Here is a 15,382-nt window from a genome sequence, read left to right as displayed (position 1 = left end):
TCTCGCTGGCATTTGGCTTCAAAACAGGAGATTTAGAACATGACCACCTCACAGACCCTAGTTCCGTGCGCCCAAATTTCGGGCCCGATCCCGGAAACCGAAGGAAATCGAGCCGTTGTGCTCGAATCCTACGGAACCGAACGAATGCCCTCATACGGATACATCCAGGAAGAATATTTTGTCTCGGGTAACGCAGCCGAGGCACCATTTCTCACACGCATCTTAGTTCGACGGCCTGAAGACATGGGCAAATTCAATGGTCGAACGCTCACGGAGGTAAGTCATATCTGGGGAGGAACCTCGGTCTGGCGCGCCTACAACCGTGCGCTGATGCGTGATGGGTACATGTGGATAGAAATTGACTCACAGGCTCCGTCGGCGCTGGACCTGATCCAGGGAGGCAATCCCGAACGGTATCGAGACATGGTGTTTACGGCGGGGGAGCTGGCAAGCGACTTCGCAGGATCGATTCCCTTCACAGAGAACCCAAGCCCTGAGATTCTTGCTGAACAATACGATGCGTTCAAGGAACGATGGTGGAAGGCGACACCCCAGTCATTTGAAATCATTGCACAGGTCGCACATGCACTTCGTGGCGGGCTGCCGGGAATCAGGAATTCGGAAGTCAAGACCCTTCTCTTCGCCGGGATATCCCAGACCGGCGGTGTGGTTCGTCGCTTTGTCGAGCAACACCACCATGCCAAGCGCCGGGCCGATGGAGGGCCCCTCTTTGACGGATACCTGCCTGGAGCCTCAGGCGGTGAATCACTACCGGATATAGACGTTCCGGTGATTGAGGTATTGGGTGAAGCGGAATTCCAGTCCGTTCGCTGGGATTGCGGGGTATCTGGGCAGGTTCGCGGACTGAGCCATCGCCGAGCAGATTCCGAAACATTCCGCCTTTACGAGATCGCGGGGATGGCACATCGGGAAACACGCCATATGAGTCAGAAGGATGTACTTAGACTCAAGGACTGCCCGCTGCCTCCCGGAGCACACTGGTCGACCTTCCCGAATTCCCATATTTACGGAGCACTACTGGGACTGCTTGCAGATTGGGCTGAAGGAAAGCTAGTGCCGCCTCCCTCCCAATTACTCGAAACCGAGGGGCACACCGATACCATTTCGCGTGATCAGTGGGGCAACGCTCGTGGAGGTGTGCGAAGCACCTACACGGATGCGCCGACGTCGACCCTCGTAGCTGCGACGCCCATGGGTCGGCCCTCGTGGTACCACGGCAATGAGACACCGTTTGATGGACAGCGCTTGCAAGAGATCTATGGCGATATTGATAGCTACCGTCGTGTCCTTGCTCGAGTTATTGACCGGCTGACGTTGCAAGGGTTTTTGCACCGTGTTGATGCTGAAGAGCTGCGCCTTTCTGCAGAGGAATTGCGCTTCTAAATGCGGTTATTACCTTGGGGTTGTGATGCTCCTTGTCGCTAGCCGAGGTCAGCTAAGCTCGTCTCATGCCGATCATCTTTGACCTGACCGACGTCGAACCAGCGAATGTTACTGTCAGGGTTTCAGAGATGGCCGAGATGATGGCCATGCTCCATTGCATTGCGGAGCCTGGCCATCATCTTGAACTCTCGCGAGAACTCAAAGCGATTGATGCCGAAATATCCGCTCAGTTGAGACGGACCATGCGTTCGTTCTCACCGCTGTGGGCGCGATTCAGATTCCGCGCATTAATGCCATTGAACTCTAGCGCTAACCAAGGCTTCGATTCTGAGCTGGCAAGCGTCGCAGCGCTGCCTCTCGAAGCATTTGTGCAGATGAGCGTTCAAGCGATCATCGGTGGTCGATCCGACCGTACCCTGGACATCATGAACGACAGCAACGACCGTGCTGATTTTCTAGAGATCTGCCGGACACGGAGTGAAGAGCGCGAAGAGCTAGGGGCTCGTTTGGCTCGCGATCCCGAGCTCTTCCGTCAGGTCCTGACTGCGTTTCTGCGAACTTTCCATGACACCTGCTTTCACTCGCGCTGGGAATCTGGTTCCGCTCGGCTTAAAGCCAGCGAAGTTGAAGTCCAACGACGGCTGGCCGGGGGATCCGCTTCGATGGTGCTGGCCTCTTTGACTCCAGGCGCACATTTCTTTCCACAGACCTCTCAGGTCGCTTATGACAAACTTCAGAATGCCTTCGTCAATGGCAGCGGTCGCAAATTCGTCCTTGTCCCAAGTAACCTGACGAAGCCTCACGTGGTCGTGAAGTACGACGACGAGTACGCGGGCTACGAGATCCCCATCATTGTGCAATTCCCGATCTCTGACATGGGAACCGTCAACAGAAGCATCCACGAAATCCAAAATCAAATGGCAGTCCTAGCTGATAGCGCCCGTTTGGAGCTGTGTCGGCACCTCGTAAACGAATATTGCACCACCAGCGATCTATCCAGACGACTTGGCATTGGAGCTCCGCAGGTATCGCGCCATCTCCGGAAACTCAGAGAAGCAGAACTTCTTGAATCGATACGGGATGGCAAAATGGTCAAGCATCGTCTTCGAATGAATGTTGTCTATTCCATTGGCTATGAATTTTTGACCCGAATCGTGAAGTAAACCAAAACATTGAAAAACGTTGAAGGGGTTCCAGATTGAGGTCCGGTCATTGTGTGGCTGGGACACCGCCAGGCGGCATCTGGAGTATGTCTGCACGGAAATCTGCGAATCTCGATCAAACAGGGGTGGCTTACTCAAAAGTGCGAAACTCCTCCATAATGCACTCATGAGCAAATCCTTCACGCTGGTACAGCTGCGCTACTTCGGTGCGGTGGCACGGCTGGAGAACATGACCGCGGCGGCGGCCGAACTGAACGTCACCCAGTCCACGCTTTCCTCGGCCATCGCCCGGCTCGAGGAGGAATTCGGCGCGTCCCTGTTCACCCGGCTTTCCAGCAAGGGGCTGCGGCTGACCCCTTCCGGCAAGCGCCTGCTGTTGGGCTCGCAGGCCTTTCTGGAGGAGGCCGACCTGCTCTACCAAGCGGTCCTCGACGAGGGCGAAGCGCTCGCAGGGGAGCTGGTGGTGGGAATGTACTCGCCGCTGGCACCGTTCAAGGCCCCCGTCATCCTGCAGGAATTCGAGGCCGCGCACCCCAATGTGAAGGTCAGTTTCCACGAGGGAGACCAGGAGTCGCTGCGCCAAGCGCTGCTTGACGGAGTCTGCGAGCTGGCGCTGATGTACGACCAGGGGGTGGGCACCGAGTTCGACCGGCGGGTCCTGGAGCGGATCCCGCCGCGCGTCCTGGTCCCGGCCAACCATCCGCGGGCCGCCAACCCGCATACGCCGGTCAGTCTGCGGGACTTCGCCGACGAGCCGTTGATCCTGCTGGATGCCAAACACACCCGCGAGTACTACCTGGACATGTTCAGCCAGCTCGGGATCCGACCATCCATACGCCACGTCGTCTCCGGCTACGAGACGGTGCGCTCCTATGTGGCCCGCGGCCACGGGTATTCGCTGCTGAACCAGCGGCTGACCAACGAACTGACCTATGCCGGCGGCTCCGTGGTGCCCCTTGACATCATCGAGGACCTGCCGCCGATCGAGATGTCGCTAGTGCGCCCCGTGGGAGCCAAACCGACCCGCAAATCGCTCGCGTTCGAGCAGGTCTGTATCGGGCTCTACGGGTCTGTCTCCGGTCAATCGACCTCTGCCTGACCGAATTCCCATCGATTCGCTCGATGGACCTAACCGAAATAATCCGTTAGACCTATGTGACAGCGATCACCACAATGGTTCCAAGGGTAAACATCAAAAGCCGCCGCTTGAGCCAATGGGGCAAGCGGACCGCACACTCAGGAGCGTCGATGAAGACCGAGATCCATTCACAAGAGCCGCAGGCAGTGCTTAAACAAGAGCGCAAGTCCGCCAATGGCATGCAAAAGCGGGTGCTCGCCGGCGGCAGCATCGGCCAGTTCATCGAGTTCTACGACTTCACCCTCTATGGTCTGTCCGCAGTGGTGCTCTCTCAGCTCTTCTTCCCGGGCACCAGCGCCCTGGCCGGGCTCCTGGCCACCTTCGCAACCTTCGGCGTCGCCTTCCTGGTCCGCCCGCTGGGCGGACTGTTCTTCGGGGCGCTGGGGGACAAGATCGGGCGCCGCAAGGTCCTGTTCATCACGCTGCTGTCCATCGGTGCGGCCACCGCGATGATCGGCCTGCTGCCCACCCACGCTGCCATCGGCGCGGCTGCCCCCATCTTGCTCGTGCTCTGCCGCATGATCCAGGGGTTCTCCGCCGGCGGCGAATCGGTCGGGGCACCGGCCTTCGTCTTCGAACACGCACCGATCAACAAGCGCGGCTTCTGGCTCAACATCACCCTGGCCGCCACCGCACTGCCCTCGGTCTTCGGCGGAACGCTGATCCTGGTGCTCTCAAGCTCCATGTCCTCCGAGTCGTTCATGTCCTGGGGTTGGCGCATCCCGTTCCTGCTGGCCCTGCCCATGGCCTTCTTCGGCCTGTGGATCCGTTCAAAGACCGAGGAATCCGAGGCCTTCAAGGCCGTGTTGGCCAAGGAAACCTCCAAGGAATACAGCCCCCTGCGCGAGGCCTTCGCCGAGAACAAGGTCCGCATGCTGCAGGTCATCTTCGTGATGGGCCTGACCGCCATGGGCTTCTACTTCCTCTCGGGCTACTTCGTGTCCTACGTCCAGGTCACCGGAAACCTCAGCCGCGACCAGTCGCTGTTGGCCAACGCCACGGCCATGCTCTTCTACGCGCTGCTGCTGCCCGTCGGCGGGATCGTCGGCGACAAGGTGGGCCGCAAGCCGATGTTGATCGCGGGCTCCGCGGCACTGGCCCTGCTGTCCATCCCGTGCTTCATGCTCGTCACCTCCGGCTCCCTGCCGCTGGCCATTGCCGGTCAGCTGCTCTTCGTGGTCCCGATGTGCATCTACGGCGGCGGCTGCTACACGTTCTTCGTGGAAATCTTCACCACCCGCACCCGCTTCACCTCGGCCGCCATCAGCTACAACGTCGGCTACGCGATCTTCGGTGGATCGGTCCCCTTTGTCGGAACCTTCCTGGTTTCCCAGACCGGGCTGAGCGCGGCACCGGGCTACTACATGGCGGGTGCAGCGGTGATCGTATTCCTGCTGCTGACCCTCACCAAGGTCCCGGAGACCCACCACCGCGTCGGCTGAGCACTTCCCGACACCCGACGCGAACCACCGAACCACTGCAAGGAGCACCCCCCCATGAGCGATGCAACATTCCAGACCGACTTCCACCACGTCGCCGGAATCGGGGCGACCGAGAACAACGGCGTCGAGCGCCAGGCCGCCACCGAGGCGGACAAGACCACCCGCGACTGGTTTGCCGCCTTCGCGCGGACGCGGAACTGGGAGGTGCGCGTCGACGGGATCGGGAACATGTTCGCCCTGGTTGAACTGGTCCCCGGTGCACCCTACATCCTGCTGGGTTCGCACCTGGATTCGCAGCCGCTGGGCGGGCGCTTCGACGGAGCCTACGGCGTGCTGGCCGGGTTGCATGCGGCCGAACAGGTGGCCGAGCGTCTGGCCGCCACGGGCACCACGCCGGTCTTCAACCTGGCCGTGGTGAACTGGTTCAACGAGGAGGGCGGGCGCTTCGCCCCCTCCATCATGGGATCCTCGGTCTTCGCCGGGCTGATGGACCAAGAGAAGATGCTGGCCGTGAAGGACCTGGCCGGCACCACCGTCGCCGAGGCGCTGGGTGCCATCGGCTACCTGGGCACCGACGAGCGCCCCGAAATCGCCGGCTACGCGGAGATCCATATCGAGCAGGGACGGATCCTGGAGCGCGAGGGCATCACCCTGGGCGCCGTGGACTACTCCTGGTACACCCAGAAGCTGGACGTCGAGGTGCTCGGCGAACAGTCCCACACCGGCGCCACGGCCATGGCCGACCGCCACGATGCACTGGTTGCCGCCTCCAAGGTGGTGCTGCTGGTCCACGACGTCACGGCGAAGTTTGCCGACGAGGCCCTGGTTTCCTCTGTGGGCCAGCTGACCCTGGAACCGAACTCCCCGATCGTGGTCGCCCGCCGCGTGCACCTTGTCGCCGACCTGCGCTCCGCCTCACCGGACATCGTCGCCGAGGCCCGGGCGTCACTGCTGGCCGACATTGCCCAGATCGCCAAGGACCACGACATCCGCATCAACGTCAACGACTTCGACGTCCGCGGGATCCAGTACTACCCCGAGGACGGGCTGGAACTGACCGAGAAGGTCGCCGCAAACCTGGGGCTTTCGGTGCGCCGGATCCGCACCATGGCCGGGCACGACTCGGTGGCCATGAACCGCATCGTCCCCACCGTCATGATGTTCATTCCCTCGGTGGACGGGGTCAGCCACTGCGAACGCGAATTCACCACCGATGCGGACATGCTCGACGGCGTGCGCGCCCTGGCCGAGGTGGCCTGGGAGATGGCCGGCGGCGCGCTGGCACCGGGCACTCCCGACGCCCGGGAACTTACGAAGGCAAGCGCATCATGAGAATCGCAACCACAGCCGCCAAGCAGGACACCTCGCTGGCGCTGCGCCCGGCCACCGAGCTGCTGGCAGGCTTCCGGGCCCTGGAATTCTCGCCCCTCGAGGTGCTCGAGGCGCAGATCCAGCGGATCGAGACCCACAACGGAGACCGGGAAACCGGCATCAACGCCTTCACCGAGACCATGTTGGACACCGCGCGCGAGCGGGCAAGCAATGCAGCGGACACGTACGTCCGCCTGGCCAGGGAGGGCGGGGACGCCCCGGCGCTACTCGGGCTCACCGTCGCGGCCAAGGAAAAGCACGGGATCGCCGGGCGCAAGCTTGAACAGGGACTGGCAGTTCACCGCGGACGCATCGCCACCGAGGACCACCCTGTCATCGAACGGATCAAGGAGGCCGGCGGCATCATCCACGCCCGCACCACGAGCCCCGAATTCAGCTGCGCCACCACCACCCATTCACCCATGTGGGGCATCACCCGCAACCCCTGGAACGCCCCGGCCTCGCCGGGCGGATCCTCCGGCGGCTCCGGGGCCGCACTGGCCGCCGGGTTCGCCACGCTGGCCACTGCCTCGGACATTGCCGGGTCCACCCGCATCCCTGCCGGGTTCACCGGCACCGTGGGATACAAGGCCCCGTATGGCAGGATCCCGGCAGCCGGTGTGTTGGCCGCCGACTGGTACCGGGGAGATGGACCCATGGGTCGCACCGTTGCCGACACCGCGCTGCTGGCCTCGGTCATGTCCGGTCGCCACCACGCCGATCACGGCTCCTGGGGCGGGAACGGAAGCAACCTGCTGGCCGGCAGGGACGTGACCGGGCTGCGCATCGGACTGTCCCTCACGCTGGGCGACTACCCGGTGACGCCCGAAATTAGGGAGAACACCCTGAAGGTCGCCCGGGCGCTGGAAGCCGCGGGAGCGGTGATCGTCCCGGTTGAACTGCCTTGGACCACCGCGCGGATCACCGAAACGACCTTCGCCCACTTCGGGCACATCCTGGGCCCGGCCATGGCGGCGGAGACCGCCGGCACCGAGTCCGAGCTGGCGGCCTACACGGCCCGGTTCATCACGGACGCGGCCGCGGCGGCACAACGGCACTCCCTGGTGGATTCCCTGGCCATGGACCATGCGCTCCAGGGGGAGCTGGCCGCGGCGATGGAGGGTTTGGATGCGCTGTTGTGCCCGACCTCGGCGGTGGCCTCGCTGGCCGCCGACGGGGACTATCTGGACGGGATCGACACCGCGAGCGGGCACCTGGGCCACTACTGGGAGGCACACCTGACCAGCCCGTTCAATGTCGCCAACCGTTGCCCGGTCGTTGCGGTTCCGAGCGGGATGTCCATCGACTCGGTGCCCACCGGAGTGCAGGTCGTCGCCCACCCCTTTGACGAGGCCATGGCGTTCCGGGTTGCCGCTGCGGTCGAGTTCCTGGTTCCAGGCCCGGGCTTCCCGCCCCTGGGGTAGGACCTACTCGGTCCCGTCCTCAAAGGTGCCGTCGGGATCGGGGTCCTCGATGGCCTTGATGCCGACCAGCCACCGGATGATCACCCGCCGCATGGCCTCGTCCTTGAACCTGTACCAAGCCTCGCGTTCCTCCGGGTAGTGGCCCAGCACGTCCTTGAAATGCCGGAACGGCTTGCTGCGGATCAGCGTCTGCTCCAGTTCTGTGCGGGCCTTGCCCTCGGGCAATGCGGAGGTGAAATCCTCCATGTGCTGAAACGACTCGTAGGATTCGAGGCGATCGATGTACACGTACTTTTCATCCTCGAGGTCGAAGTCCTCGTCATCGCCAAATCCCGGCATGAGAACGTCTCCAGTTTCCAGGTCCAGGTAGAACTCTGCACCCATGGAGCGGTCATCCTGCATGGAGCCGGCGATCATGTCCAGATCGAGGTCTTCAAGCTTTAGCATCTTGCTTCCTTGCCGCGGGGATGTGTGATGACACCAACCAGCCTCGCGCCTGGGCGGGGCATCGCGCAAGGGGGCCGCGCCCGCCCCGATCACTTCCATCATTCCCGTATACCAAAAGAAGCCGGGCTGGTATGAAGGAAGTGAGCGATGCCGGTTCCCGCGTCCAGTCGGGATTCCCTCCCCATCGCACCACTGCGCCGAAGGCTGGTCCACGTCTGCGCAACACCATGAAATTCGATCTTGAGCACCATGGGTGAAGGGAAGAGACATGAAGAGCAGAGCAGCAGTTGCAGTTGCCCCCAAGACCGATCTGGAGATCCGGGAGGTTGAGGTCGATGACCCCCGTCCCGACGAACTCCGGGTGAAGATCGTCGCCTCCGGCGTTTGCCACACCGACGCGATCATCCGTGACCAGTGGTACCCGGTTCCGCTGCCTGTGGTGTTGGGCCACGAAGGTGCCGGAATCGTCGAGGCAGTAGGGTCCGACGTGCAGGGATTCTACGTGGGAGACAAGATCGTCATCGGCCCTGCCTTCTGCGGCCGGTGCGCGCAATGCCTCGCCGGGCACCCGATGTACTGCGTGAATTTCTACGACAGGAACTTCGGGGTCAAGCGCCCGGACGGCTCGACCGCATTCTCCGATGGTCAGGAGTCGATTGGCTCGCACTTCTTCGGCCAGTCATCTTTCTCGGAGTACACCAATGTTGTGGCCCATGGGGCGGTCAAGGTCCCCGACGACGTGCCGCTGGAGATCCTGGGGCCACTGGGCTGCGGCATCATGACCGGTTCCGGGGCCGTGCTCAATGTCCTGGAACCGAAGCCCGGATCCTCCATCGCGGTGTTTGGCACCGGTGCGGTGGGCATGGCCGGAATGCTTGCCGCCAAGGCCTCCGGCGCCACGACCATCATCATGGTGGACATCGTTCCCGAGCGCCTGGCCTTCGCCAAGGAGTTGGGCGCCACCCACACCGTGAACTCGAAGGAAGTGGACCCGGTCGAGGCAATCAAGGAAATCACCGGAGGAGGGGCCAACTACGCGTTGGACACCACCGGGGTGCCTCCGGTGTTCTCGCAGATGACGCAATCGTTGGCCACCCGGGGCCACGGCGCGCTGGTCGGTGCCGCGAAGCTCGGAACCGAAGCACCGTTCGACATCGGTACCCTGCTGCTCAGCGGTATCAAGGTCAGCATGGTTATCGAGGGGGATGCGGTGCCCAAGGAATTCATTCCCCGGTTGATCAGCCTGCACGCCCAGGGCTTGTTCCCCTTCGACAAACTGATCAAGAAATATCCGTTTGAGGACATCAACCAGGCCTTCGCCGATTCCGCAGACGGATCGACGCTCAAGCCGGTCATCGTGTTCTAGCGCCTACGGATCCCGTAGTGGGGTGGCCGGACATGTGCCAGCTGGCGCATGTCCGCCCACCCTTCCGCAGGAATGGACCGGTGCCGGACTCAGCCGCCCCACGTGAACCGGGGCCGCCCGCCCTCCAGGAACGCGCGTTGGCCGACGGCGAAGTCCTCGCTGGCTGGCAGCTTGGCCCACTCCTCGCGCCACAGCTCATCCTCCGCGCCGCTTCCGGAAACCAAGGAATCGATCAGCTTCTTCATGGTGCGGATCGAATATTGCGAGCGCGTGGCCATGCGGGCGACCAGGCCCTGGCTGAGGGCCTCGAAGTCGGCTTCGGGAACCACATCCGTCAGCAGCCCCCAGGCCGCTGCCTTCTCCGCGGGAATCAGATCCGCACTGAACAGCACGTACTTGGCCTTGTCGGCACCGAGACGCTGGACCAGGCGTTCGACGCCGCTGCGCGGATAGATAATGCCGAGCTTGGACGGCGTCACCGCAAGCTTGACGGAATCGGCGGCGATGCTAATGTCGCAGGCCGAGGCAATCTGCCACCCCCCTCCCATGCAGGTCCCGCGCACCAGCGCCACGGTCGGCTTGCGTGCCGCCCCGATCGCGGCATCGGCGGCGCTGAGGTGGTCGATGCTTTCCCCGTCCGGGCCCTCGTCGAACAAGACCTGGTGCAGCTCGTTGATAGCGGCGCCGGCCGAAAAGTCCTGCCCGCTTCCACGCAGCGTGATGACCTTGACCTTCGGGTCGGCATCGAGCCGGCGCACCTGCTTGGCAAGCTCGAGGCACATGTCCCGGGTCAGCGCATTGCGCTGGCGCGGGTTCTCGATCACGATGGCGCCGACATCCCCGCAGACTTCGCTGGCGATGCGGCCGGCCAGCGTCGTCGCGCTCATGCCTTTGCCCCGCTCCTGGCCAGGACAGCCGGTTCCCGCACGATGCCCTCAGCCATCAGTCGGTCGATCTGTTCGTTGTCCAGTCCCATGCCGGTGAGGATCTCTCGGCTGTGCTCGCCCAGCACGGGCGGGGCATGGCGCACCGGTGTGGGGGCATTGCCGATGCTGACCGGACCGCGCAGGATCCGCAGGTTGGTGCCGTCGGCTCGCTGGGTTTCGGCGATCAGCCCGAGCGCGCGGGCCTGGTCGCTGTTCACCGCCTGCAGGTAGTCGAACACCGGCCCGCTGGGGATTCCCACGGCGTTGAGATCCTCGATCCATGCGGCGGCGGGGCGGGTCGCCAGCTCCCGGGTGACCAGGGCGTTGAGCTCTTCGCGGTGCACGGCCCGGTCCCTGCCGGTGGCAAAACGGGGATTTTCGGTCAGCTCGGTCCTGCCGAGCACCGAGCAGAATGCCGCCCACTGCGGCTCGGTGGCAACGGCCAGAACGATGTCGTCGCCGGCCGTTGCGTAGGCCCCGTAGGGGGCGATGGTCGGGTGGTTGTTGCCCTGGGGTTCCGGTGCCCGGTCCTGCGAGAGCGCGGTCTGTCCCTGGAATGCCGAAAGCCCCAGCGCGGTTTCGAACAGCGAGGTGGAGACGTTCTGTGCTTCGCATCCCTGGGCCCGTGCGTAGAGCGCACTGACCAGGGCGAAGGCGGAGATCATGCCGGTGGCTATATCGATGACGGGAACGCCGACGCGGTAGGTTTCCTCCGTGTTCTTGCCGGTGACTGAGGTTAGCCCAGAGGCGGCCTGGATGACCTGGTCCAGTCCGGCCCGGTCCTTCCATGGTCCTGCCGTGCCGTAGCCGGTGATGGAGGAAACGATGAGTCGCGGGTTGAGTGCACGTAGCCGTTCGGCCCCGAGCCCCATCTTTTCCATGGTTCCGGGCTTGAAATTCTCCACGAGCGCGTCGGCATCCGCGAGCAGCTCGGTGAGCAACTGGCGTCCGGATTCGCTGTAGAGATCCAGCGAGAACGACTTCTTGTTCCGGTTGGTGGAGTCGAAATACAGGCTGTGGTTGCCGTCAAACGGCGGCCAGGACCGCGACGAGTCCCCGCCGGTGACGGTCTCGATCTTGATGACGTCCGCCCCCATGTCCGCGAGCAATGCAGTGCAGTAGGGGCCGGCCAGTGCTCGGCTGAGGTCGATGACGCGAATACCGCTCAATGGCAGCAAGGTGTCCTCCTTGGGACGAAATGAATCGGAAATGGCGGGGAACTAGAACATGGTTGGCAGCACAAGGGCGCCGACCAGGCCCAGCGGGCCGATCACGACCATGGACATGCCCCACCGGGTCAACAGCTGGTTGATGCGCGGACGTTCCTCTTCATCGACGGTGGCCACCAGTGTGGCTCCCACCGTTGAAAACGGGGATACGTCCACGATCGAGGAACAGACTCCAAGCGCCGCGATTAATGCCCAGCCGGCGATGTCGCCCGAGGCCACCAGCGGGATGGCCAGGGGCACCAGGGCCGCGAGCATTCCGGTGGTCGACGCGAAGGCCGAAACCAGCCCGCCGATCAGGCAAATGACAAGGGCCGCGATCAATGGGCTTCCGATCTGGCTTGCGGCATCGCCCAAGAGCTCGACCGCGCCCATCTTCTGCAGCACTCCGACGAAGGTGATGATGCCACCGACCATCAGAACCGTGGACCAATCGATTTTGCCCACTGCGGTCTTTCCGGTCTTGGGATCCACCAGTGTCATGACAGTAGCGAAGGCAAAGCAAAGGACTCCGATGTCCGGATCCAGCCCGAAGAGCGCGAGGGCGATGACGCTGGCCACCAATCCGGCCATGCACAGCACGGTGATCAGTTGCGTTGGGTTCATTCGTGGACGAACCGCAGTGGGGGTTTCTGTGCGTTGGAGTGTATTCAATCCGCCGCGCGCGATTTGTGCGCTTCGCTTGGAGATGCCCTCGCGTTCGAAAGGATGGGCAGGAAGGGGGTCCTTGGTGGCGAAGCCCGGTGCAATGGCCGGTCCGAATTCACCCGGTGCCAGGGTCTTGAGCAACTTGAATCCCCCGAACATGACATATGCTCCCGCAAGCAAAACGATGTTGGCGCCGAGCGCCACGGCAAACAGCAACAACGGGTTCAACGGAATGCCGACCGAATGGGCGGTTCCGTAGGTAACGATGCCAAAGAGGCTAGTGGGAGCGAAACCGCCGGCGCTCAGGCCGCATCCGATGGCCAGCCCCATCAGCATCCGGTCGATGCCGTATTTCTTGGCCAGCGGCATACCTATTGGCGTCATCACCAAACCGGCAAGCGGTGAGCCCATCGCGGAGATACCTGCGGTCAGGGCAAAGAACACAATGGGGAGAACGAAGGCATTGTCCCCGACTTTCGAGATGGCGGATTCGATAATCTTGTCCACGGTGCCATTTGCCTGCGCAATGGCGAAGAAGTAGGTGACGCCAACGAGCAACACCAGGATGGAGATCGGGAAGCCGGCAACAACCTGCTTCATCTCCATGTCGGCGAGCCAAATGCCAACACCTGCGGCACCGGCGAACATGATGACGCCCAAGTGCACCTTGCGAATCGTGGCCAAGGCGAAGATGCCTACAAAAACTATCAAGGCAATGATCTGAGAAGTCACTGTGGTCCTTTCACAAAAACTTGCATTGGTTCAACTAGTGAACCGACGGTTCATTTTGCTGCATTGGCTGTAAGCTATATCACAAACAAGGATTGGGCAAGAGGCGAAATTGGGGCGTACGGGTTGAGTACACAAAGCGTGAAGTCGGCAATGCAGATCATCGAGGTCATCTCGGAGCACCAGCCCATTGGCCTCTCGGATATCGCGAGAAGGACCGGCGGTTCAAAGGCCACGGTCCTGCGGATGCTCACGACGCTCAGGGATATGCGTTGGGTGGAGCAAAGTGATATGCGAGATGCAACCTGGTCGCTGAGCTTCCACGCCTATGCAGTGACTGCCCGAGCAGGACTGGGCGTCGACCTGCGCGACATCGCCATTGGGCCGATGAATGGGCTTCAGCTGGATACCCGTGAAACGGTGCATCTTTGTGTCCCGGATTCAAACTGCCTGGTGGTCATTGAACGGCTCGATACCCCGCATGTCCTGCGCGCGTTCTTGGCGTTGGGCACGCCGATTCCGCTCCATGCCTCGGCCACTGGACTCGCGTTCCTTGGGGCATCCACCGACGAGTTTGTCCAGGGAGTGTTGAAGGGCCCGCTGGAAAAGACCAGCGGGCAGACGGCTACGACCCCGGAAAGTGTGTGGAAACTGGTGCGTGAGGCACGCGAGCGCGGCTACTCCATCAACGAGGAGGGACTGAGTGACGGAATCACCTCGGTGGGAGCCGCAATCATGAACTCCACGGGTGCACCGGTGGGCTGTGTGTCCATCTCCGGGCCGTCGAGCCGAATAGTGTCTTCCAAGTACGAGGAATACGGCACGGCCGTGGTGCGAACGGCCAATGAGATCAGCGGGCTGATGCGCGGTCGACGCTGAAGCCTGGCCTCGGATTGGGTTAAAAACATCCGGCCAGACCCGCGGGGGATCTGGCCGGATGCCGAGTCTTCGTCGTTACTTGCCGACCTTGGAGAACAGCGCGCGGACCGCGGCCTGCACGCCGGTGCTCAGCGTCGGCTCGATGACCGGGGCGAAGAACGGCGAGTGATTGGCCGGCGGGTGGCCCGCTGCCAGGGTCTTGGCGTCGTTGCCGCCGAAGAACCAGAACACGCTAGGCACGTCGATCGCCGCGGCCAGCGCACCGAAGTCCTCACTGCCCATGACCGGCGAACCGGGCAGCACCCGCTCCTCGCCGAACTCGGCGCGGAATTCCTCGGCCAGCTTTTCGGTTTCGGTCGGGTCGTTGTAGAGCGGCGGGAAGTTGGAGATGTCCTCGATCAGCGGCTCAGGTGCGCCGGAGGCCTCGGCCTCGGCGGCTATGATGCGCCGGATCGAGGTGAGGACGATGTCCCTGACCTCGGGTTCGAAGGTGCGCACGTTGATGGTGAACACGGCGCGGTCGGGAATGACGTTTTCCTTCAGCCCGGCGTGGAACGACCCAATGGTCAGCACAGCCGCGGACTGCGGGGCGACCTGGCGCGAGACAATGGTCTGCAGTCGCAGCACCATGGACGCGCCCAGCACGATCGGGTCGATGGAGTGCTCCGGCATCGAGCCGTGCGAACCCTGGCCGAAGACGGTGACCTTGAAGGAGTCGGCGGTTGTCATCGCGGCGCCGGCCAGCAGCGTCACAGTACCGGTGAGCCCGTTCATCACGTGCTGGCCGAACATAATCTCCGGCTTCGGGGCCTTGTCCCACAGCCCGTCCTCAACCATGGCGCGGGCTCCGGCGGCGGTTTCCTCGCCGGGCTGCAGCACGAACACGATGGTGCCGGCCCAAGCGTCCTTGGCGCCGGCGTAGAGCTCGGCGGTCTTCAACGCGGTGGCCATGTGGGTGTCGTGGCCGCAGGCATGCATGGTCGGGACCTCGGTGCCGTCATCCAGGAAGCCCGTGGCGGTGCTGGCGTAGTCCAGGCCGGTGTCTTCGAGGACCGGCAACCCGTCGGTGTCTGCGCGCATCCCGATGACCGGGCCCTCGCCGTTGCGCAGCACCCCCACGACCCCGGTGCCGCCGCAGCGGAACACCTCCAGACCCAGCTCTTCCAGGCGCTTGGCCAGGTAGTCGGCCGTCTTGTGCTCCTGCATCGACAGCTCGGGG

General features: G+C 63.0%; 13 protein-coding genes. 8 read left to right on the top strand and 5 right to left on the bottom strand.

The window, feature by feature from the left end; all coding sequences use genetic code 11:
* The first annotated feature begins 39 nt into the window (after nt 1-39).
* From ACIPUB_RS06345 to ACIPUB_RS06320, 6 genes are all read left to right on the top strand, one after another.
* Nucleotides 40-1,404, top strand: a complete 1,365-nt coding sequence (locus tag ACIPUB_RS06345) for an alpha/beta hydrolase domain-containing protein (RefSeq protein WP_407606613.1) — start codon at nt 40-42, stop codon at nt 1,402-1,404.
* Between the two features lie 65 nt (nt 1,405-1,469).
* A complete protein-coding gene (locus ACIPUB_RS06340) occupies nt 1,470-2,567 on the top strand; it encodes a DUF5937 family protein (protein WP_407606612.1) in 1,098 nt (365 codons plus the stop codon).
* Between the two features lie 166 nt (nt 2,568-2,733).
* Entirely contained in the window at nt 2,734-3,666 is a 933-nt protein-coding gene (locus ACIPUB_RS06335) for a LysR family transcriptional regulator (protein WP_407606611.1), read from the top strand.
* 149 nt (nt 3,667-3,815) lie between these two features.
* The gene (locus ACIPUB_RS06330; protein WP_407606610.1) at nt 3,816-5,147 is read left to right on the top strand and encodes an MFS transporter; all 1,332 of its coding nucleotides are present in this window, start codon (nt 3,816-3,818) and stop codon (nt 5,145-5,147) included.
* Between the two features lie 54 nt (nt 5,148-5,201).
* Entirely contained in the window at nt 5,202-6,479 is a 1,278-nt protein-coding gene (locus ACIPUB_RS06325) for a M20 family metallo-hydrolase (RefSeq protein ID WP_407606609.1), read from the top strand.
* Nucleotides 6,476-7,942, top strand: a complete 1,467-nt coding sequence (locus ACIPUB_RS06320; protein WP_407606608.1) for an amidase — start codon at nt 6,476-6,478, stop codon at nt 7,940-7,942. Before ACIPUB_RS06325 ends, ACIPUB_RS06320 begins: the two co-directional genes overlap by 4 nt.
* Before the next feature lie 3 nt (nt 7,943-7,945).
* Here the strand turns inward: ACIPUB_RS06320 and ACIPUB_RS06315 are convergent, their stop codons facing one another.
* Nucleotides 7,946-8,389, bottom strand: a complete 444-nt coding sequence (locus ACIPUB_RS06315) for a UPF0158 family protein (RefSeq protein WP_407606607.1) — start codon at nt 8,387-8,389, stop codon at nt 7,946-7,948.
* A 268-nt stretch (nt 8,390-8,657) separates the two neighbouring features.
* Between ACIPUB_RS06315 and ACIPUB_RS06310 the strand changes: the two genes are divergently transcribed.
* Nucleotides 8,658-9,755 carry an NAD(P)-dependent alcohol dehydrogenase gene (locus ACIPUB_RS06310; protein WP_407606606.1) on the top strand — a complete coding sequence of 366 codons (1,098 nt, stop codon included), beginning with the start codon at nt 8,658-8,660 and terminating at the stop codon, nt 9,753-9,755.
* Nucleotides 9,756-9,844: 89 nt separating this feature from the next.
* Here the strand turns inward: ACIPUB_RS06310 and ACIPUB_RS06305 are convergent, their stop codons facing one another.
* The 3 genes from ACIPUB_RS06305 to ACIPUB_RS06295 are packed head-to-tail and all read right to left on the bottom strand — an operon-like array spanning nt 9,845 to nt 13,287.
* Complete coding sequence (locus tag ACIPUB_RS06305; protein WP_407606605.1) at nt 9,845-10,642, bottom strand: enoyl-CoA hydratase/isomerase family protein; 798 nt, start codon at nt 10,640-10,642, stop codon at nt 9,845-9,847.
* Nucleotides 10,639-11,859: a CaiB/BaiF CoA transferase family protein gene (locus tag ACIPUB_RS06300; protein ID WP_407606604.1), complete on the bottom strand. Its 1,221-nt coding sequence runs from the start codon at nt 11,857-11,859 to the stop codon at nt 10,639-10,641. Before ACIPUB_RS06300 ends, ACIPUB_RS06305 begins: the two co-directional genes overlap by 4 nt.
* 42 nt (nt 11,860-11,901) lie before the next feature.
* Nucleotides 11,902-13,287: an SLC13 family permease gene (locus tag ACIPUB_RS06295; protein ID WP_407606603.1), complete on the bottom strand. Its 1,386-nt coding sequence runs from the start codon at nt 13,285-13,287 to the stop codon at nt 11,902-11,904.
* A gap of 123 nt (nt 13,288-13,410) precedes the next feature.
* Here ACIPUB_RS06295 and ACIPUB_RS06290 point away from each other — a divergent pair, with 123 nt between their 5' ends.
* Nucleotides 13,411-14,163, top strand: coding sequence for an IclR family transcriptional regulator (locus tag ACIPUB_RS06290; RefSeq protein WP_407606602.1), 753 nt, complete (start codon nt 13,411-13,413; stop codon nt 14,161-14,163).
* Nucleotides 14,164-14,238: 75 nt separating this feature from the next.
* On the opposite strand, the gene ACIPUB_RS06285 is transcribed toward ACIPUB_RS06290, so the two are convergent.
* On the bottom strand, nt 14,239-15,382 hold a 1,144-nt coding region (locus ACIPUB_RS06285), incomplete at its 5' end, for an amidohydrolase (RefSeq protein WP_407606601.1).

The organism is Paeniglutamicibacter sp. ORCA_105 (assembly GCF_045798545.1).
Classification (GTDB): Bacteria; Actinomycetota; Actinomycetes; order Actinomycetales; family Micrococcaceae; genus Paeniglutamicibacter; species Paeniglutamicibacter sulfureus.
This window is presented reverse-complemented; position numbering and strand designations above follow the sequence as displayed.

What these genes read in the sequence shown, in the direction of transcription:
- ACIPUB_RS06325 (WP_407606609.1), top strand. Translation starts at nt 5,202, where the DNA reads ATGAGCGATGCAACATTCCAGACCGACTTCCACCACGTCGCCGGAATC.
- ACIPUB_RS06305 (WP_407606605.1), bottom strand. Translation starts at nt 10,642, where the DNA reads ATGAGCGCGACGACGCTGGCCGGCCGCATCGCCAGCGAAGTCTGCGGG.
- ACIPUB_RS06330 (WP_407606610.1), top strand. Translation starts at nt 3,816, where the DNA reads ATGAAGACCGAGATCCATTCACAAGAGCCGCAGGCAGTGCTTAAACAA.
- ACIPUB_RS06335 (WP_407606611.1), top strand. Translation starts at nt 2,734, where the DNA reads ATGAGCAAATCCTTCACGCTGGTACAGCTGCGCTACTTCGGTGCGGTG.
- ACIPUB_RS06345 (WP_407606613.1), top strand. Translation starts at nt 40, where the DNA reads ATGACCACCTCACAGACCCTAGTTCCGTGCGCCCAAATTTCGGGCCCG.
- ACIPUB_RS06320 (WP_407606608.1), top strand. Translation starts at nt 6,476, where the DNA reads ATGAGAATCGCAACCACAGCCGCCAAGCAGGACACCTCGCTGGCGCTG.
- ACIPUB_RS06310 (WP_407606606.1), top strand. Translation starts at nt 8,658, where the DNA reads ATGAAGAGCAGAGCAGCAGTTGCAGTTGCCCCCAAGACCGATCTGGAG.
- ACIPUB_RS06315 (WP_407606607.1), bottom strand. Translation starts at nt 8,389, where the DNA reads ATGCTAAAGCTTGAAGACCTCGATCTGGACATGATCGCCGGCTCCATG.
- ACIPUB_RS06340 (WP_407606612.1), top strand. Translation starts at nt 1,470, where the DNA reads ATGCCGATCATCTTTGACCTGACCGACGTCGAACCAGCGAATGTTACT.